The sequence below is a fragment of the Nocardiopsis sp. Huas11 genome, from assembly GCF_003634495.1.
Taxonomy (GTDB): domain Bacteria; phylum Actinomycetota; class Actinomycetes; order Streptosporangiales; family Streptosporangiaceae; genus Nocardiopsis.
This window is the reverse complement of the sequence record NZ_RBKY01000001.1, coordinates 2,979,549-2,997,987: the sequence shown is the minus strand read 5'-3', so window position 1 is coordinate 2,997,987 and position 18,439 is coordinate 2,979,549. Positions and strand designations below refer to the sequence as shown.

At 65.4% G+C, this 18,439-nt stretch carries 19 protein-coding genes and 1 tRNA gene; 8 read left to right on the top strand and 12 right to left on the bottom strand.

The genetic code is table 11. The features are described from left to right. Nucleotides 1–69 precede the first annotated feature (69 nt). Both DFP74_RS13535 and DFP74_RS13530 read left to right on the top strand, forming a co-directional pair. Nucleotides 70–543 carry a hypothetical protein gene (locus DFP74_RS13535; RefSeq protein WP_199725633.1) on the top strand — a complete coding sequence of 158 codons (474 nt, stop codon included), beginning with the start codon at nt 70–72 and terminating at the stop codon, nt 541–543. Nucleotides 544–871: 328 nt separating this feature from the next. After that, the gene (locus tag DFP74_RS13530) at nt 872–1,489 is read left to right on the top strand and encodes a rhomboid family intramembrane serine protease (RefSeq protein WP_121182025.1); all 618 of its coding nucleotides are present in this window, start codon (nt 872–874) and stop codon (nt 1,487–1,489) included. Between the two features lie 92 nt (nt 1,490–1,581). Here the strand turns inward: DFP74_RS13530 and DFP74_RS13525 are convergent, their stop codons facing one another. The 4 genes from DFP74_RS13525 to dcd form a co-directional block, all read right to left on the bottom strand. Beyond that, nucleotides 1,582–2,514: a glycine betaine ABC transporter substrate-binding protein gene (locus DFP74_RS13525; protein ID WP_121182024.1), complete on the bottom strand. Its 933-nt coding sequence runs from the start codon at nt 2,512–2,514 to the stop codon at nt 1,582–1,584. A gap of 50 nt (nt 2,515–2,564) precedes the next feature. After that, the gene (locus DFP74_RS13520; RefSeq protein WP_121182023.1) at nt 2,565–3,800 is read right to left on the bottom strand and encodes a proline/glycine betaine ABC transporter permease; all 1,236 of its coding nucleotides are present in this window, start codon (nt 3,798–3,800) and stop codon (nt 2,565–2,567) included. After that, the gene (locus DFP74_RS13515) at nt 3,797–4,792 is read right to left on the bottom strand and encodes a glycine betaine/L-proline ABC transporter ATP-binding protein (RefSeq protein ID WP_121188236.1); all 996 of its coding nucleotides are present in this window, start codon (nt 4,790–4,792) and stop codon (nt 3,797–3,799) included. Before DFP74_RS13515 ends, DFP74_RS13520 begins: the two co-directional genes overlap by 4 nt. Before the next feature lie 426 nt (nt 4,793–5,218). After that, the gene (gene dcd, locus DFP74_RS13510; RefSeq protein WP_121182022.1) at nt 5,219–5,809 is read right to left on the bottom strand and encodes a dCTP deaminase; all 591 of its coding nucleotides are present in this window, start codon (nt 5,807–5,809) and stop codon (nt 5,219–5,221) included. Between the two features lie 156 nt (nt 5,810–5,965). Here dcd and DFP74_RS13505 point away from each other — a divergent pair. Continuing rightward, nucleotides 5,966–6,039, top strand: a tRNA-Gly gene (locus DFP74_RS13505). Between the two features lie 113 nt (nt 6,040–6,152). Here DFP74_RS13505 and DFP74_RS13500 read toward each other — a convergent pair. The 6 genes from DFP74_RS13500 to DFP74_RS13475 form a co-directional block, all read right to left on the bottom strand. Beyond that, complete coding sequence (locus DFP74_RS13500) at nt 6,153–7,304, bottom strand: site-specific integrase (protein ID WP_121182021.1); 1,152 nt, start codon at nt 7,302–7,304, stop codon at nt 6,153–6,155. Next, nucleotides 7,304–7,528: a helix-turn-helix domain-containing protein gene (locus tag DFP74_RS13495; RefSeq protein WP_121182020.1), complete on the bottom strand. Its 225-nt coding sequence runs from the start codon at nt 7,526–7,528 to the stop codon at nt 7,304–7,306. The genes DFP74_RS13500 and DFP74_RS13495 overlap by 1 nt, the downstream gene beginning before the upstream one ends. After that, the gene (locus tag DFP74_RS13490; RefSeq protein WP_121182019.1) at nt 7,528–9,207 is read right to left on the bottom strand and encodes a replication initiator; all 1,680 of its coding nucleotides are present in this window, start codon (nt 9,205–9,207) and stop codon (nt 7,528–7,530) included. The genes DFP74_RS13495 and DFP74_RS13490 overlap by 1 nt, the downstream gene beginning before the upstream one ends. After that, entirely contained in the window at nt 9,207–10,610 is a 1,404-nt protein-coding gene (locus DFP74_RS13485; RefSeq protein ID WP_121182018.1) for an FtsK/SpoIIIE domain-containing protein, read from the bottom strand. Before DFP74_RS13485 ends, DFP74_RS13490 begins: the two co-directional genes overlap by 1 nt. Next, nucleotides 10,610–10,858: a hypothetical protein gene (locus tag DFP74_RS13480; protein WP_121182017.1), complete on the bottom strand. Its 249-nt coding sequence runs from the start codon at nt 10,856–10,858 to the stop codon at nt 10,610–10,612. The genes DFP74_RS13485 and DFP74_RS13480 overlap by 1 nt, the downstream gene beginning before the upstream one ends. 100 nt (nt 10,859–10,958) lie before the next feature. After that, on the bottom strand, nt 10,959–11,366 hold the full coding sequence (locus DFP74_RS13475) for a plasmid replication, integration and excision activator (RefSeq protein ID WP_121182016.1): 408 nt from the start codon (nt 11,364–11,366) through the stop codon (nt 10,959–10,961). A 287-nt stretch (nt 11,367–11,653) separates the two neighbouring features. On the opposite strand from DFP74_RS13475, the gene DFP74_RS13470 reads away from it, so the two are divergent. The 3 genes from DFP74_RS13470 to DFP74_RS13460 are packed head-to-tail and all read left to right on the top strand — an operon-like array spanning nt 11,654 to nt 13,344. Then, a complete protein-coding gene (locus tag DFP74_RS13470; protein ID WP_121182015.1) occupies nt 11,654–12,391 on the top strand; it encodes an XRE family transcriptional regulator in 738 nt (245 codons plus the stop codon). Between the two features lie 19 nt (nt 12,392–12,410). Continuing rightward, nucleotides 12,411–12,866, top strand: coding sequence for a Clp protease N-terminal domain-containing protein (locus DFP74_RS13465; protein WP_121182014.1), 456 nt, complete (start codon nt 12,411–12,413; stop codon nt 12,864–12,866). A gap of 4 nt (nt 12,867–12,870) precedes the next feature. After that, nucleotides 12,871–13,344, top strand: a complete 474-nt coding sequence (locus DFP74_RS13460; protein WP_121182013.1) for an NUDIX hydrolase — start codon at nt 12,871–12,873, stop codon at nt 13,342–13,344. 4 nt (nt 13,345–13,348) lie between these two features. On the opposite strand, the gene DFP74_RS13455 is transcribed toward DFP74_RS13460, so the two are convergent. Then, nucleotides 13,349–13,861 (bottom strand): HD domain-containing protein, encoded by a 513-nt coding sequence (locus DFP74_RS13455; protein ID WP_121188235.1) that lies wholly within the window; start codon nt 13,859–13,861, stop codon nt 13,349–13,351. Between the two features lie 49 nt (nt 13,862–13,910). Further along, the gene (locus tag DFP74_RS13450; RefSeq protein WP_121182012.1) at nt 13,911–14,396 is read right to left on the bottom strand and encodes a GntR family transcriptional regulator; all 486 of its coding nucleotides are present in this window, start codon (nt 14,394–14,396) and stop codon (nt 13,911–13,913) included. A gap of 1,013 nt (nt 14,397–15,409) precedes the next feature. On the opposite strand from DFP74_RS13450, the gene DFP74_RS13440 reads away from it, so the two are divergent. Next, nucleotides 15,410–16,174: an XRE family transcriptional regulator gene (locus DFP74_RS13440; RefSeq protein WP_233570967.1), complete on the top strand. Its 765-nt coding sequence runs from the start codon at nt 15,410–15,412 to the stop codon at nt 16,172–16,174. Between the two features lie 199 nt (nt 16,175–16,373). Continuing rightward, nucleotides 16,374–17,924, top strand: a complete 1,551-nt coding sequence (locus DFP74_RS13435) for an ATP-dependent endonuclease (protein WP_121188233.1) — start codon at nt 16,374–16,376, stop codon at nt 17,922–17,924. Nucleotides 17,925–18,439: the final 515 nt, after the last annotated feature.

Here is an 18,439-nt window from a genome sequence, read left to right as displayed (position 1 = left end):
CCGATAGGGTTTCCAACGGCGACCAACAGCCGCCGCCCCCGTGAGATCTCCACGAGAGAGGCATGTTCTGTGTCCGATACAGTCCGCCTGGTCTGCCCCGCGGGCCGCAAACACGTGGAGTTGGGGGCTGGCTACGCACTGGTGGTCCTGGGGATCGTGGTCATCGCGGTCGCTCCCACGTACTGGGCCAACATCACGCTCGGAGTGCTGCTCGCCGCCATCGGCGCCGCTCTCGCGGTCCACGGCCACCTGATCAAGACCCCCGTGCTGGAGGTCTCCGACGGCGAGTTCCGCTACGAGCGCGGTCGGTACGTCGTGAGCGTCCCCTTCCACGACATCGGTTCCTACTACGTGCTGCCCGGCCGGATCCGCTCCCTGGGGCTGTGCGACACCGCGGGCCGCCCCAAGCGCTTCCCCTCGCTGCAGAGCCGCCGTTCCTCGCGCACCTACCTGCCGCTGACCGGCATGACCAAGCCCGCCAAGGTGGAGTCCTTCATGGCGATGGCCGGCATTCCCCCGCGCAAGCGCTCGCTGTCCTCCTGACGGAGACGGGGCGCGCCGCCGCCCTCCCCGCCGCCGGCGCACGCGAACTCCCCGCGTTTCGGACCCGCACTCCGCGCGGCCGCGCCAGGCCCCGGAGTGGGACCGAGTCCCTCCAGCGGCCCGGGTCCGTCCAGGTGACGCCCTTCGACCCGGCGCCACCCCAGGGGTTTCGGTCGCAAGCGAATCACTGCGGGCATGTCCGGAACCCAGGGTGGAGAGACGGGATCAACCCGCACCGGACGGCCGGACACGCATCACATCGGACAAATCCTCCCCACACGCCTCACGCACATACCGTCACAAGGTCGGGTCCTCTACCCTCGAAACCGTGAACCGCTCCAGAATCACCGCCATCCTCACCGTCGCGGCGATGCTCGCGGCCATGTGGGTCTTCGAGATCTTCGACAGCTTCATGCTGCGCGGCGGTCTCGACCGTGAGCTCGGGCTCCGCTCGTGGGACATCGACGCGCCCTGGACCCTGCTCACGGCGCCCCTCATGCACGGCAACCTCGCTCACCTGATCGGCAACTCACTGCCGTTCCTGGTCCTCGGATCGCTCGTGGCCTTCAGCGGCCTGAGCCGGTTCCTGCTCACCACCCTGATCGTGGCCGTCGTCAGCGGCGTGGGCGTGTGGCTGTTCACCGCTCCCCCCTCGATCACGGTGGGCGCCAGCGGCCTCGTCTTCGGCTACTTCGGCTACACGGTCCTGCGCGGCATCATCGAGCGCCGGACCGTCGACATCGTCATCATGATCTGCGTGATCATCTTCTACGGCACGATGATCTGGGGGGTCCTGCCCCAGTACCCCGGCGTCTCCTGGCAGGCGCACCTGTTCGGGTTCATGGGCGGCCTGCTCGCGGCCTACCTGCTGCCCCGGCGCGAGAAGAAGCCGCGCCAGATCAACCAGTGGAACAACGGCGCCCAGGGCGGCTACTACGCCCCCTGAGGCACGCGTCCCCGCCGCACGACGAACGGGCCGTCTCCCCGCGGGGAGACGGCCCGTTCACGTCGGTCGTCACGACAGGGAGTCGGACCCTGTTAGAACTCCACGCCCTCGGCGGCCTCGCCCAGGGTGCGCTCGACGAACTCCGGGTTCTCCGAGAGCCACTGGCGAGCGCCCTCCTCCGGGTCGTCCTCGTACTCCTCCAGCGTCATGACCTCCAGGTCACCGAGCTCCTCGTCGGTCATGGTGAACTCGCCCAGCCACTCGGCGACCTCGGGGAAGTCCTCGGCGAAGCCCTCGCGGCCGATCGAGTGCACGGTCTCGGCGTCGCCCATGTGGCCCTCGGGGTCCTCGAGGTCCTTCAGGTCGTACTGGGAGTAGGCGATGTGCGGACGCCACAGGGTGACGACGATCGGCTCCTCCTCCTGGTAGGCGGAGTCGAGCTCGGCGAGCATCGCGGACGTGGAGGACTCGATCAGCTCGAAGTCCTCGTCCAGCCCGTAGCCGGGCATCGCCTCTTCCCTGGTGACGCGCACCAGGCCGGAGCCGGACTCGATGCCGACGATGCGGTTGTCGAGGTCACCGGCCGCGTCGGGCAGGTCCTCGATGCTGTCGACGTCCTCCATGTAGGTGGGCACCGCCAGCGTGAGCTTGGCGTTGTCGTACCAGGCGCCGAGGTCCTCCAGCTGGTCCCCGTACTCCTCCCAGTAGTCGGCGTGCGTCACCGGCAGCCAGGTGTCGAGGAACAGGTCGACGTCGCCGTTGGCCGCGCCCTGGAAGACCGGGGCCACGTCGAGGTCGGTGACCGTGACGTCGTAGCCCTTCTCCTCCAGGAGGACCTTCCACATGTTCGTGGCGGCGATGTCCTCCTCCCACGGGATGAGGGCGATGTTGATCTCGCCGCCCCCCGCGCCCTCTTCCTCCTCGGGGCCGTCGGCCAGGCCGTTGCCCCCGTCGTCGCCACAGGCGGTCAGCATCAGCACACTGCTCAGGCCGAGGGCCGCGAAACTCGCGAAACGCTTGTTCATGGTTCCTCACTCTTCCGTCGGAGAATCTGCTTCGGTCACGTCGGGCGGTGTCACGAACGGGATCGTCCGGCACGCGCCTGCGGGGAGTTGCGGCTGACCGCCGCCGTCAGCCGGTCGAGGAAGATCGCCAGGATGACCACCGCGATGCCGGCCTCGAAGCCGAGGGCGCCGTCGTTGCGGGAGATGCCCTGGTAGACCTGGCTGCCCAGACCGCCGGCGCCGACCATGCCCGCGATGACGACCATCGACAGGCTGAGCATGATCACCTGGTTGACGCCCGCCATGATCGTCGGCAGGGCGAGGGGCAGCTGGATGCCGGTGAGGATCCGTCGCGTCGGCGCGCCGAAGGCCTCACCCGCCTCCACCAGCTCCTTGTCGACCTGGCGGATGCCGAGTTCGGTCAGGCGCACACCGGGCGGCATGGCGAAGACGATGGTGGCCACGACACCGGGCACGGCGCCGATGGAGAAGAAGAAGATCGCCGGGATCAGGTACACGAACGCCGGCATCGTCTGCATCAGGTCCAGGACCGGCTTGGCGATCTTGCTGACCGTGGTGTTGTAGGCGGCCAGCACGCCGATCGGGATCGCGATGACCACCGCGACGAGGCTGGCGACGAGCACCAGTCCCAGGGTGTCCATGGCGTTGACCCACTGGTTCACGGAGGCGACCACGGTCAGCGCGATGATCGCGAACACGCCCATCCGCCAGCCGGCGACCGTGTACGCGAGCAGGCTGAGCAGCGCGATCATGACCAGCGACAGCGGTGCGACGACCAGCATGGGCAGGACGAGCCAGCCCAACAGGATCGTGACCAGCCAGCCGCCGGCGACCACCGCCGTGCGCAGCCGGGTGCGCTCCTCCATCGCGCCGAGCACCGTCACCGCGATGAGGAACAGCAGCGAGATGCAGAAGTAGGCGTCGACACGGTCCTGGTCGAACAGCGCCATGGCCCACAGGAACAGCTGCGGCGGCAGGCTGTTGACGACCATGTTGCCGAAGAGGAACAGCCACTGCAGGACGTAGAGCAGCGAGGCCGCGCCCACGATCGACAGCAGCGGGACCCGGCGCACGCGCGACAGCGGGGCCGCGATGATCACCGCGGCGATGAAGGCCAGCTGGCCGGCCGCGGGCTCCACGAAGAAGCCCGATAGCGCTCCCACGGCCCAGCTGATGAACTGGCCGACCGCGTCGAAGAACCAGCCGAAGTTGCTCTTCAGCCACTGGTTGAACGCCTCGAAGCCGTCTCCGAGCGGCAGGGTGGGCGGAAAGTCGATCGGTGTCACGAGGTCTCCTTCCCGACCGAGAGGGCCGCGAGCACGGAGGTGCGCGTCACCACTCCGAGCACCGTGCCGTCCTCGGCGACCACCTTCAGGCGGTCGGCCGTGGTCATCTCGGCGTACAGGTCGGCGATCGGGGTGTCGGCGCTGACCTGCGTGAGGCCGGCGTCCGGAGTGACCCCGGGGTCGAGCGCCGAGGTGGCGGTCAGCACGCGCGTGCGGTCCACGTCCTCGGTGAAGCGCTCGACGTAGTCGTTGGCGGGATCGCTGAGGATCTCCTGCGCAGTGCCCACCTGGGCGACGCGGCCGTCGCGCAGCACGCAGATGCGGTCACCGAGGCGCATGGCCTCGTTGAGGTCGTGCGTGATGAAGACGATGGTCTTGCCCAGGCTCGCCTGGAGCTCCAGGAGCTGGGTCTGCATGTCGCGGCGGATCAGCGGGTCCAGCGCGCTGAAGGCCTCGTCCATGAGGATGATCTCGGTGTCGGCGGCGAGCGCGCGGGCCAACCCGACCCGCTGCTGCATGCCGCCGGAGAGCTGTTCGGGGAGCTTGTCCTCCCACCCGTCGAGCCCCACGAGCGCCAGGGTCTCCCGCGCCTTGGCCTCGCGGTCGGCGCGCGACAGGCCGCGCAGCTCCAGACCGTAGGCGGCGTTCTCCAGCACCGTTCGGTGCGGCAGGAGCGCGAAGTGCTGGAAGACCATGCTGACCTTCTCGCCGCGAAGCTTGAGGAGGTCCTTCTTGTTCAGGTCGGTGATGTTGACGCCGTCGACCTCGACCGAACCCGCCGTGGGGTCCAGGAGGCCGTTGAGCATGCGGATCAGAGTGGACTTGCCCGATCCGGAGAGGCCCATGACGACGAAGATCTCGCCCGGTTCGACCTCGAACGAAACGTCGATGACGGCGGCCGTCACGTCGAGGTCGGCGATGGTGTCCCGGTGGCTGCCGTCGGCGAGCCGCTCGACGGCGGCGGCCGATTGACGTCCGAACACCTTGTACAGGTTGTCTGCGCGTACTGCTGGCACGGTCTCCTCTATGGGGCTGTCCCGGCCGCGAGGCACAGCGGGGCCACCCTTGGTCAGCCCCAATGCCACCCGCGGTTGTCTCAGGTAGGCGGTGTGCGCAGAGCCCCCTGGCGCGCCCCGGCTCGGGGCGGGACCGCTACCTGGTTCACGTCGGGGCGCCACCTTACCGAGATGAGAACGCACAGGTCAGACGCAAGGTCACTAGCAAATAACATGTTTACTTGCCGTAAGAAGCGTCCGCCGACTTGTGACACGGGATGCCGGGACTCGAAAGCGCCGTTTTGTGATCTATACCACAGGCGATTTTAGGGTTATCCCGGTCACAATTGTGAAACAGGCACGCGAAGAGACAGAACGTGTCAAGGCATGACCATACCGTAAGCGCCTTTTCGGCTCCAGACCTCAGTCGGTCTCCGGCACGATCCGCGTGCGGCTGAAGTTCAGGTGCGACCGCGAAGGCGTCGGCCCGCGTTGCCCCTGGTAGCGGGAGCCGTACCCGGCCGAACCGTAGGGGTGCTCGGCGGGGGAGGACAGCCGGAACATGCACAGCTGGCCGATCTTCATCCCGGGGTAGAGCTTGATCGGGAGCGTGGCCACGTTCGACAGTTCCAGCGTCACGTGCCCGGAGAAGCCGGGATCGATGAATCCGGCGGTGGAATGGGTGAGCAGGCCGAGCCGCCCGAGGGAGCTCTTGCCCTCCAACCGGCTGGCGATGTCGTCGGGCAGGCTCACCACCTCGTAGGTGGACGCCAGGACGAACTCGCCGGGATGCAGGATGAAGGCCTCGTCCCCGTCGGTCTCGACCAACCGCGTCAGGTCGGGCTGTTCGACCGAGGGGTCGATGTGGGGGTACTTGTGGTTCTCGAACACCCGGAAGAAGCGGTCCAGTCGAACGTCGATGCTCGACGGCTGGACCAACCCGGGGTCGAAGGGGTCGATCCGGACGCGTCCGGAGTCGATGTGGGACCTGATGTCGCGATCGGAGAGCAGCACGCTCCGAACTTACCGCCTGCGAGAACACCCCGGAGTGGGTCGGGCTCGCGGTCGCGCGCGACGGGCGCGAGAGCCCGCCCCCGCGCCGACTTGCCCACGGGCCCCGGAGTTGGGCTAGGATGACATGCGTTGCCAGCCGCACCGTCGGCGGGCCGCGCGGATGTAGTTCAATGGTAGAACTTCAGCTTCCCAAGCTGATAACGCGGGTTCGATTCCCGTCATCCGCTCCACGCATGAATGAGGCCAGGTAGTTCGGGGTTTTCCGAACACCTGGCCGAACTGCTTTCCGGGGCTCCGTCCCGGTCGCCGTGCCACATACGTGCCACACGCGCGTGATGGGGCCTCAGACCAGAGCCCCGGGTAGCGACGGGCCATCGCCGGAGTCGTTCCGCTTCCTCCTCAGCTCTTCTGTGACCCGCTCCCCCAGGCGGTCAGCGATCTCCCGCTCCCGTTCCTCCCGGGCGTGCAGGTAGATCAGGGCCGCCTTGGAGCTGGAGTGCCCCATACGCTTCATCAGCTCCCGCAGGGACGCCCCCGCCTCAGCCGCGTAGGTGTTGCCCGTGTGCCGCAGGTCGTGAAGGTGGACGTCCTCCAGGCCCACCGCGTCACAGGCGTCCGCCCAGTACTTCGAGAAGTTGCCCCGCCGAAGCTGGTTGCCTCGCACTCCGACGAACACGAAGCCGTCCGGCCCCGGGGCCGAGTAGGTTTCGACGTGCTCCCGCAGGTCCGCCATGATCAGTTCGGGGAGGGACACCACGCGGTAACCCGCTTTGGACTTGGGCTTGCCCTGGTACAGGCCACCCACGTCGGTCACCGTCTCGCGGATCCGTACCGTCCGCTTGTCGAGGTCGAGGTTGCGCCGACGAAGCCCGGCCAGTTCGCCCCAGCGCATGTTGCCGAACGTTGCCAGCAGTACGAGCGCCCGGTAGCGCGGCTTGATGGCGTCAGCCAGCTTGAACACCTCGGCGACGGACAGCACCGGGCGTTCCTCGCTGTCCTCCAGGCCCGCGCCCTCGATCTGGCACGGGTTCTCCCGAATCAGCTTGTCCGCGACGGCGGTGTTCAGGACCGCGTGCATGAGCCGGTATGCCTTGGGCACCTGCCCCTTGCCCTTCTTTCGCCGCAGGCGAGCCGCACGCCACCGCCGAACGTCGGCGGTCTTGATCGCGTTCAGGTACATGTCGCCGAACGTGGGGTTGAGGTGAAGCCGCAGCAGATCCTCATAGGTCCGCCGGGTCTTGCGCGTGAGGTCTCGGTCCTTCACCCATTCGGCCGCGTACTCACCGAAGGAGCGCGCGCCGGCCTCAGGATCGAACCAGTCGCCCTGGGCGATCTCGGCGTCCTTGAGCTTGAGCCAGCGCTGTGCCGCCTTCCTCGTGTCGAAGGTGTGCGGGGCCGGGCGAAGCCGTCCGTCAGGCCCTCGATACCGAACCTGGAAGCGGCCGGACGCGAGCTTGCGGACGGTGCCGAAATCGCGCTTCTTCTCCCCCGCCATCACGCCACCCTGCCCGCGCGCAGCCGGACCGGCTCGAAAGTCCCAGCAGTGATGAACTCGTCCAGGGCCGACTCAGGGATGCGCACGTGACGGCCGACCTTGACGAAGGTGATGCGCCGCTCCTCGATCAGACGACGGGGGTAGCGCTCGGAGGTGTTGAGGAGTTCGGCCGCTTGCGCCACAGTCAGCAGACGGCCAGTCGGACGAGTCTTCTCGGTTGCCATCAGGCAGCCCTTTCCGTTGCCGAACGTTCGGGGGTACGTGCTGCGTCGAGTTGGGCGCGGCGTTTGAGTGCTTCGCCCACGGCCCGGAGTAGGCGTTGTTCGCGGGGAGCGACGTCGGGGTCAGTCGGGCGAGCCAGCTCCCAGGAGAACGAGCCCGAGTCGACCGTCAGCAGCGCAGGCCGGGAGTTGTCGCCGTCGCCCTGGTCCTCGTTGGTGGGGTCGACGCCGAGGACGTCCAGGACCCACGCGAGCCGGTCCGCCTTGTGATCGGCCAGGGTCTTGCCCGACCACTTGCGGGAGACCAGGACGCGACGACCGGCGTAGCCCAGGTGTTCGCGACGGTGAGCCTTGGACCGGCAGAACCCCGGACGCATCCCCGCTTTGGCCCCCTCGGGCTGGATGCCGTAGCGGAGCCAGTTCGAGCACCGGGGCGAGCACGGCTCGAAGCGGAGCGCGTCCAGGAGGCGGTCTACGTGCTGTTCCTGGCGAGTCGTCTCAGCGGCGTGGCACTCGGCGATGTCCTTCGTGAGGTACTTCGCCAGGTACCGGACGCACCGGTCAGCATCAGCAGAACCGGCCACCACACCCTTGGCGTCGACCTGGCGTCCGAACCGCGCCACGTGATGGGGTTCGGCGTCGGGATCCTCGTCCAGGGCGTCCAACGCCTCGTCCCACGTGGGCAGGAGTTCACCCGTGTCGGGATCGAGGAAGGTCCCCGCGGATTCCTCCCACACCGGAAGGTGCTCACCCTCGAACCGGACTGTGTCGGCCGAAGGCCACCACACCTGGTGGTACGTCGCCGCCGCGATCTGGCGCAGCTCCGCCCGAGGGATCGTGCCCCGTGTGGCCATGTGCAGATGCGGGGCCAGACGTCGTTGGGGTTCCACGGCCGCGAAGTACTGCACATCAAAGCCCGCGACACGGCGCAGGTTCTGCACGAACCGGTCCACGAGCTTGGAGAAGTGCAACGCGTCCCGAGCCGCACGACGGTAGTCATACGTCGAGAAGTCGACGGGGGTTCCGTCTGAGCGGACCCGCCCGTAGGAATCCAGGGTGAGCGTGACGAACAGGGAGGGCCGGAACACCTTGCCCGAGGCCGGATCGGTGTACGCGCGTCCGACCGTCCTTCGGGTCATGGGGCGCTTGGGAAGGTCCGGAGCATCGTGCCGGCGCTTTGTGGAGCGCACCCGACGAGACCGCGACGACGAAGAGTCGCCAGAGCGGGTGACCGAGCCCCGCAGCCCGGACGCCGTGATCTCCTCGTCCAGATCAGCGATCACGGCGTCCAGCGCGGCCAGGTCCTCAGCCGACGCGCCCCCAGTGGAGGCGAGGCGGTCCCGTTCGGCGGTCACCGTCGCCCGCTGTTCCACCCAGGTGCGCTGTTCCTCGGAGGGCGCGTCAGGCTGTACGACAGGTTCCTCAGCCAGGTGCCAGCCTTCCTCGCATTGAGTGCGCCGCAGCGACCTCTTCCGCTTCGCGCAGGCCGGACATCGGGACTCCAGCGTGGAACCGCACGGGACGTCCACGATCTCGGTCGCCCCAGTCGTGACGTCAGTTCGCCGAAGGGAGACGGGACGGATGCACACGCCGTGGTCGGCGGCGACCTGTTCGGCGACCTCACGGGCCAGGGGTTGCGTGAGCCGTTCGGCCCGAGTGCTCTTCCCCGTGGGTGTGGGCATCAGGCCTCCTCCACGCCGTAGACGTCGGTCATCGCCGTGATGTTGTCGTCGGAGACGTAGGCAGCCCGGACCCGCAACGGGGCGGGAGAGGTCTCCATCCGCACGTAGCCCACACCCGGCAAGGTCGGGTCGATCAGGTGAGCGTTCGCGCCCCTGTCCCGGGCACCCTCCCCGAGGATCATGTCGACCTGGGACGCCTCATCGAGGCGAAGCGCGACCTTGTCCGGGAACAGGTTGCGCAGGTTCATGACCTCTTTACGGGGGTCCTGGAGCGCGGCCAGAACGGCGAAGCCGACCGAGCGGCCCTGCGAGGTCAGGGTGGCGATGGCGTTCTCGGAACGCTTCCGAATGTCCCGGTCGGGGTGGTAGGCGGTCAGGAACGCCACCTCGTCCAGGACCACCAGGACGAACGGGTCCTCTGCGGTGGGGGTGTGCGAGCGCCGCTTGCCCGCGTACCGGGCGGCTCGGTGCTGCATCTGTTCCACCGCTGATTCCAGTACCGCCACGGCGGCCTCCCCGGTGTCCGCGTACTGGGCGAAGAGAGCGCGCCCGTAGGACAGCTCCATCCGTTTGGGGTCGATCGCCCACACCTGCGCCGTGCCCGTGTCGATAGCCGGGAGCATCGCCCGCACAGCCGACCAGATCACCGACCCCTTCCCGGCACCGGTCACCCCCGCGACCAAGACGTGAGTGCCATGCAGCCGTAACAGCCACGGAGAGCCGTCCTCACGGATCCCCACGGGCAGCGCGGCCAGGTCCACCGCATCCGGGATGTCCAGGGCGTCGATCGGATCGGCGAGGGTGTCGTGGCGGGGGAACTCCAAGGTGATGCGGCGGGGCCCGTCCACCACGACCCGGCACGACGGAGCTTGGAAGCCGTGCGCCAGCTCGGCCACCCGGGTCTCGAAGTCGGTCGGGGAGGTTCCGGCCACGAGGGAGACCCGGACTCGGTCGGCCCAGGTGTCGCAGGTGACCCGGCGGATGCGGGGGAGGTAGCGGCGTTCCTGGTAGGACTCGGCGAGTCCGGAGATGACCAGCACGGGTTGCCAGTGGCGCCGGTAGACGAATACGTGCCGCCACCACGCCAGGACGCGCAGGGGCACGCATCGGCGGTAGGAGTCGGGCCAGGTGCGCCACCACACCAGGGACGCCACCGCAGCCGTGGCCCAGAATCCGGCCAGGCCGGGCCAGTCCAGCCACCACCAGGCGGCGAACGACACGGCCACGGTGGCGACGAGGACGGGGAAGCGGAACGGCAGGGTGACCAGGAACCGGGTCAGCCGCCAGATCCAGGAGGCCAGGACGACGATGCCCGGTGTCTCGACAATCGGGGTCGTCCACCTCACACCCTGGGCCGGGGTTGGCAGGGTCGGGGAGGTCTGAGGGGTACCGACCTTGGCCATCACCGGTCACCCCCGCCCACGGAGTCGATGCGGACCAGGATGCGGTCACGCATCAGGCGGGCGCGGTCCGCGACGTCGGCTGCATCGGGGTTGCCGTCCTGGGCCAGGACGGTGAACAGGCGTGCCTTGAAGTCGAAGAACGCCGCACGGTCAGGGTCGGTAGCAGGAGCGGATTTGGCCGCGTCCAGGAACAGCCGGACCAACTGTGGGCCGGTCAGTCCGGACAGGTCGGTGGGGTAATCGGACATACTGAAGACACCTCTTCGCGGAGCTTTCGCAGGTAACCGGAGGGGTGGAAGGGGCGGCCGACGGTGTTGCAGCACCAGGCCGCCCCGACTCATGTGCGGGTCAGGCGGCTTCCTTGGCCGGGGCACGGCGACCGCCAGCAGCACCACCGGGAGCCTTCACACCACGCGCCCGCAGTGAGTACGCCACCCGGGGGCGTCGGCCGTTGTCGTCGATGTAGGGCATGACCGCCATCGCCTCGAACTCGATCGGCCGGAACGGCAAACCGGGAACCTCGTCGGGCAGGGTCGGGCAGACTTCGGCGGCGACCTTGACCTTGACCGACTTGGCCTTGCCCCGCGCTTCGGGGTCGGCGTCGATCACGTCCACCGCCCACAGCGGCAGGCCGGTGTCCTTGTCCATCTGCGGACGCTTGGTCTCGAAGTCCGTGATCGCCTCCACGCCCAGCGCGAAGGCACCGTGCGGGAACACCGTCCCGAACGCGACCGGCAACGCACCCTGAATAGCCATATCGGCAGTCCTCTTCTCATGGTTTTCGCAGTTCACGGCCCTTGTTGGTGATCGCTAGGCGATCACTCGGCCAACTTCGATACATGTATAGCATGTATCTAAGTGATGGACCAGTGGCCAGCGGATGGGGTCGGGGTTGGTTGTTGAGTCCGCTGTCACCGGGGGTTCGGTGACTGTGACCACTGTCCCCTGGCAGGACGGGACGAGATCACTACATGGCTGGACGTGTTCAGGACGTCTCGATAATGTGAGCGCGTCCCTAGACATCCAGCGAACCCCCGGGGTACATGCCGAACGAGAGGTTGCGAGCCGCGCTGCTCCAGCGCGGGGCCACGCCGGCCGAACTGGCCGAGGCGATCGGTGTCGATGCCAAGAGCGTGGAGCGCTGGATCACCCAGGGCCGCACGCCCTACCGGCGCCACCGGTTCTCGGCTGCCTCGTTCCTCGGCGTGGAGGAGACCTACATCTGGCCGGAGGCCCTGTCCCCGGAGCAGAGCAAGGCCGCTTCACAGAGCGAGATCGTGGAGCTCTACCCGCACCGGTGGAGCGTCCCCGCGGATCTGTGGAAGCGCATCTTCGAGGCCGCCCAGCAGGACATCTCGATCCTGGTGTTCAGCGGATTCTTCCTCGCCGACGACCCGAGCATGATCAAGCTCCTGTCGGACAAGGCCAAGGCCGGGGTCCGCGTGCGCATCCTGCTCGGCGACCCGGAGAGCGAGGCCGTGGCCCAGCGCGGCAGGGACGAGGGATTGGACGACCTGTTGGCATCCAAGATCCGGAACGTGATCGTGCTCTACAAGTCGCTCCGCGCTGTCGAGAGCACGGAGTTCCGCCTGCACGGGACGACCCTGTACAACTCGCTCTACCGCGCTGATGACCAGTTGATCGTGAACACACACGTCTACGGCGCGATGGCATCCCAGGCCCCGGTCTTCCACCTGCGCAAGATCCCCGGCGGCGAGATGATGAGCACCTACCTGGAGAGCTTCGACAAGGTGTGGGGCCAGGCGACCCCGCTCGACTGATGACCCAGGAGTGACGACCATGTTCGAGCTGTTCAACGCAGAGGCGCGACGTGTGGTCGTCCTGTCTCAGGAAGCGGCGAAAAGCCTTAAGCACAAGCAGATCGGACCCGAGCACCTGCTGCTTGGACTGCTTGGGGAGGGTGAGGGCTTCGCCGCCCGTGTACTGACCCCTCAAGGGATCGACCATGACAGGGTTCTGGCCGAGGTGGTCCGGGCCCGGGGCCGCAGCAGATGGCTCTTCAAGAGCTATCTGCGCTTCACTCCGGAGACCAAGAATGCGTTGGAACAGTCCCTGCACGAGTCGATAGGGCTCCAGCACAGCTACATCGGTGCGGAGCATCTGCTGCTCGGTTTGCTCCACGATGGCCACGGTCCGGCGGCTCAGATATTGCGCAACCTCGGCGCTCCCCCTGAGTTGGTCCGTGAACAGGTGAACCGGGTCTGCGCAAACAGGTCAAACGACATCCGAGAGTAGACCCATGAGCAAGCGGATCGACTACTACGACGACCCCGAGGCGCCGGCCGCGAACAGCCTCGTCCCATCAGTGAACGTGTTCGTCGTCAACGAGCGCGACGAAGTCCTGATGATCTGCCGCACCGACAACGGCAACTGGGCAGTTCCCGGAGGCGCCGTGGACCTGGGCGAGTCCGTGCCCCAGGCCGCCGTGCGGGAGACCCTGGAGGAAACCGGGATCACCTGCGAGATCACCGGGATCGCCGGGATCTATAGCGACCCGAAGCACATCATCTTCTACACGAGCGACGGCGAGGCCCGGCAGGAGTTCTCCATCGCCTTCACCGCCCGCCCCCTCGAAGGCGAGCCCACGCCGAGCGACGAGTCGAAGGAAGTCGTGTGGGTCCCCAAGGACGAACTGGGCGGCTACCAGATGGACCGCTCCATGCGCCTACGCGTGGACCACTTCCTCAGCGGAGGCCCCACCCACATCGGGTGAACGGTCAACCCACTTCAGCCAAGCGCTGCTCAACGGACCGCACCGACGCCGTCAGCAACGGCGAGGAACGCGTGATGGAACGGTGGACCAGATCCTCAGGCGCGTAGCGCTCCAGGATCTCCGACAGCCGACGCTCAACAGGCAGATGGACGCCGTCCGGCCCCGTGGTCATGTCGGAGTAGGTAAGCGCGTCCAACAGATCACCCGGAGGAGCGGCGAACTCAGCCTTGAGTGGCCCAAGCAAGCCGCGTTCCTCAGCTTCGACCACCGCACAGGAGTGGTAGGCCACCAGGGAGCACAGACCCTCGTCGGCCTTTTGGACGTCGCGGAGGTACCGGGCGCCGTCGAGAGGGTGAAAACCCGTGGTCGCCAGGTCCGGTGAGTACCCGATGTCGTGCAGCCAGGCGGAGGCTTCCACCAGGTCGGCGGCATCACCGAGCAGAGCCCGCAGGGAGCGCGCCTGTTCCGCTACCCCCTGGGAGTGCGCCCAGCGTCGGGGAAGCGGTCGTTCGAGCAGTTCTCGCGCGAGATCCCGCGCCCAGTGAACATGTCCCACATGTACCAGGCTAGCCGTCGGTCGTTTCGGCCCTCATAACGAACCGGCCCTTACCGTGCACGGCGACCACGAGACCAGTCCCCTCCAGCTCGGACAGGGCTTGACGGGCCGTGCCCCGTGAGACCCCGTACTCCCGGACCAGCGCGGCCTCACTGGGCAGGGCATCACCGGGAGCCAGTTCCCCGCTGGTGATCCGTTCCTTGAGGTCGGAGGCGATGCGCCGGTACTGGGCCGGAGGCGCCGAGTCAGCGCCGGCGCTTTCGCGTTCCTCAGCGGTGCACACGACTCGCCCCGTGCCCGGGAGAGCTTTGATCAGCCGCTCCTTCTCTAAGGTGGCCAGAGCCCGACGCACAGTGCTCCGCGCGACACCGAACTCCTCCCCCAGGGCCGCCTCAGAGGGCACGGCTCCCCCAGGCACGAACTCCCCACTATCGATGCGGGACCGCAGGGACTCCGCGATCTGGTGGTAGGCCCCCCAATGGGTACGCGAGCTCAAGCGGGTTCCTCCGTGGCAGGACGGCGATCAACCTTGTCCACGATCAGGACAACGTTTCCAGGACATCAGTATGGGCGAGGGTCGTGCAGATCCGGCTCCGAAGGCAGAGGCGAGACACAGTCCCCGTACTCATAGTCAGACTCACACAGCGGTGGCGCTCCCAGCTCCAGTTGCAGAGCGATCACCTCGCCCTGGCGCTCGACAGCCCGCCGTTCCCTGGCGGTGAGTCCGTCCGGGATCGGGTCCACCTCGGGCATTCGGTCATGGTGAGTCATGACCGCCGCCTCGGCGAAGGAACAGCGGGGACACTGCCACGGGTGCGCAGACGCTCGTCCAGGACGTCCGGGCTGTACTCGATTTCAGTTGGCTGAGGAGTGCGCCGGTCGTAGGCGGTGGCCACCCAGAAGCGGCCGGTCCACACGATGCGATGGCTTCGGCTCCACCTCCAGCGCAACCGATCCAGGACGACGCCGGGCGGTTCCCAACGGTCGCCCCGGGCGTCCTCATGGTGACCGGTGTGGCCGGGGTCCCGCTGGCAGGTGCGCAGAAACCCCGAGGCGTCGAGTCGGGCCTCACCGCAGAGAGGAGATTGGACGCTCATGCGGCAACCGCCTCTCGGGAGATCTCCAGAAGGAGTTGCAGACCGAGGGTCGAGCGGTCGACCGGCCGCGGCTTCTTCGCGTGCAGGACGTACGGGCGGACGATCTTCGCCCGTGGTTTGACCTCGTTGGGCGGAGGCGGAGGAGTGAACGGCAGGCGGGCGCACGCCCTGGGAGAGACAGTTCGCTGCTCTGCCGGTCCGCGTGTCCGAAGGTGGGTGATCAGGTTCCGCATGGTGTCCCCTGGAACAGTCCGGGTCGGCCCAGCGGGATCGCAGGATGCGCCGGGCCCTCACATGCGGAAACGATGCTCTGAGTGAGCGGGCATGTGTACCACGTGTCGGACATCTACGGGGACGTCTAGGGACGTCTTCTGTTATCGTCGGGTTCCCGTACCCCGGAGGACACCGCGACGTGAACGCTGCACTGCGCAACGCCCTGGCCGCGTCCCAGCTCACCGAGACCGACGTAGCCGCTCACCTCGGAGTCGACCCCAAGACCGTCCGCCGATGGCTCTCCGGCCAACGGCCCTACCCCCGGCATCGCTGGGCTCTGGCAGAACTTCTCCAGATCGAAGAGCACAGCCTGTGGCCAGACCAAGACCAGTCAGCCGAGGACCCTACTTCGCTGTCGGAGCATGCGCACCGTGTCTACGCACACCGCTGGCAGGTGCCCAGGGAAGTGTGGTGGGATCTGTTCAGCTCAGCAGAGCAAGAGATCGGCATCTTGGTCTACAGCGGCCTTTTTCTCGCCGACGATGCAGGAATAATAGAACTCTTGGGGACTCGCGCAAGACAGGGTGTTAGCACACGTGTCCTGCTTGGAGACCCTACCTCTCGGCCAATAAAAAGGCGCGGCACAGAGGAAGGAATCGGCGAGGCGCTAGCCTCCAGAGCGGATAATGCTCTAGCACTCTTCCGCGCGTTACTAGACATCAACAGTGTTGAGATACGCACACATTCCACTATCCTTTATAACTCCATCTATCTCACAGAGAAAAGAGTCCTCGTCAACCACCACATATACGGACTACCCGCCGCAAGGTCGCCTGTAATGGACATCAATCGCGTTAATTCTCCAGAGATGTCCGCCACTTACGTGCAGAGTTTCGATCTAGCGTGGGATATGGCAACCAAGGTAGACAAAGCAGGCCACGCCTCAACAATCTTTCTTCAATAGCCACCAAGAGTATCCTCATCGCACACATAGTGCAGACAACTACATTTAATACTATTTGTACATATTTCAGACACCAAACCTGGACGCAAAGCACCAGCGTGACTACTCTCGGCAGTATTTCCTTCAAAATCTTCCCCCGAGGCATCGATCGTGTCATGCTGACCAGCTAACACCCAAAGCGATAGCAGCAAGGAAAGCCATGAGGAAAACACAAATCCGGGACAGCGAAATTGATAAACTCTTCGAAAGGGTTCAAAAGAGGCAATATAGGAACTACCTTAGCCGCATGCGACTCATGAGGATACGAGGATTTCGGGAAACCGAGATCACATTCGATTTCCCAGTCACCGCACTAGTTGGTCCAAACGGATCGGGAAAAACCACCGTACTCGGATCAGCAGCTCTCATCTATGGCGGCGTTAAGCCCCGCAGGTTCTTTGCAAAAAGCGGGAGATACGATGAAAGCATGCAAAACTGGCGCGTTGAGTATGACCTAATTGATAAAAACCAATCAAGCGCCACGATATCGCGAACTGCGAGCTACCTAAAAGCTAAGTGGAATCGCGATGCAGTCGAGCGTGAAGTTCTTGTATTCGGAGTAACTCGGACCCTCCCTGCTAGTGAACGAAAAGAACTATCCCGTTGCATCAGCGGGGACTTCGAAGGGGTATCGGAAGCCAACTTCAGCCCTGATGTAATTACAGCAGTTGAAAGAATCCTCGGAAAAGAGGCAACAAACTACCTAAAAATCGACGCGGACATAGAAGGAAAGGTGTCCATTTTTGCGGCACGGAGTGGAAAGACGGGAGAACCAGCCAACGAGAGCTACTCAGAGTTTCACTTCGGTGCAGGCGAAGCAAGTGTCATCCGAATAGTATCAAAAATTGAATCCGCAGAGCCTGGTGCTCTAATTCTCATCGAAGAGCTGGAAAATGGACTCCACCCGGTGGCAACACAGAGACTCGTCGAGTACCTGGTTGATGTGGCACGCAGGAAGTCCGCGCAAATAATCTTCACTACCCATTCAAACGATGCTATTTCTCCATTGCCAACAAATGCGGTATGGGCAGTATACAGGGGGAAAGTTAGCCAAGGTAAACTTGACGTGGCCACCCTTCGCACTCTAACCGGAGAGATCGACGCCAGGCTTGCGATATTTACAGAGGATGCCTTCGGGGAGCTTGTCGCTGATGTGACCCTGAGAGCTTACACGAGCTCGCGGAACCTGGACCGCGCCAGTATTGAAATTCATCAACTCAATGGCGCTGCAAATGCGCGTGATCAAATGCGGTATCACAACAAAAGTCCGATCAGAAGGTTTCCAGCAATCGCACTGCTTGATGGAGACAAGAATGGCGAAGCGGGCTACGAACCACAATCCGTTCCCAAAATTGAGCCTGAGACCGGCGTTTCCGACGTTGCATACATACCCGGAAGCGTAATGCCAGAAGCATACATTCTCGAAAAGATAATCGAGAACATTGATGAAGGAAACATTCTAGGGAAACTTACGGTTGCACTCCAGCTTGACACGCCTATGCAGGCAAGGGTTCGAGAAGTAATTATCGAAAGGTCAATGACCAATCGGGAGCGACACTTGGTTTTCTCCCAAATAGGAGAAGATCTTGATTTTCTCTCCGAGCATGTAGTACAAAGAGCCTTCGTGTCCACATGGGCTTATGCCTTCCCAGAAGATATTCAGTCAATTTGGGAGCCCTGTCACAACTTGCTTCCACGGTTCAGTGGCTAGGGAATCTTTGCCGAGTTGGGCTGTATGGGATCAAGGCGACGGCGCGAGCGCCGTCGCAGCGGCTCGCCGCCCGGCGAGGGCTGCGGGCTGCCGCCCGGTCCCTCGCTCGGCCGGCGGCCACGCCTGCACAGCTCTAGGAACCGACCCCACGCGATCACCGGGCTCGGTCAGGACTGGTGGTACCAAGGGGCCGTGCCCCCTGGACCCCCCGGGCCCGCATGGAACCTGGCGCGATGTAGGACGTGCGGGGGTACAGACCGTTCGCGCCAGAACCCATGCGGGATCGAAACCGTGGTTGCTCTCCCCTGGGGTTACTGGGGCCGTGGTGAGCGCGAGCGTGAACGAACCGGTGACAGGACCAGCCCTCATCCCATCCGAGGCGTGCCACATACGTGCCACACGGGGCGGTCAACAGCGGGGAACCACAGCGAATCGCGGGCAGACGGGTCGCGTCCTCGCAGGTAGACTAAGTGCGAGGTCAGCCGTGAATCGCATTATCGACTTCCCAAGCTGAT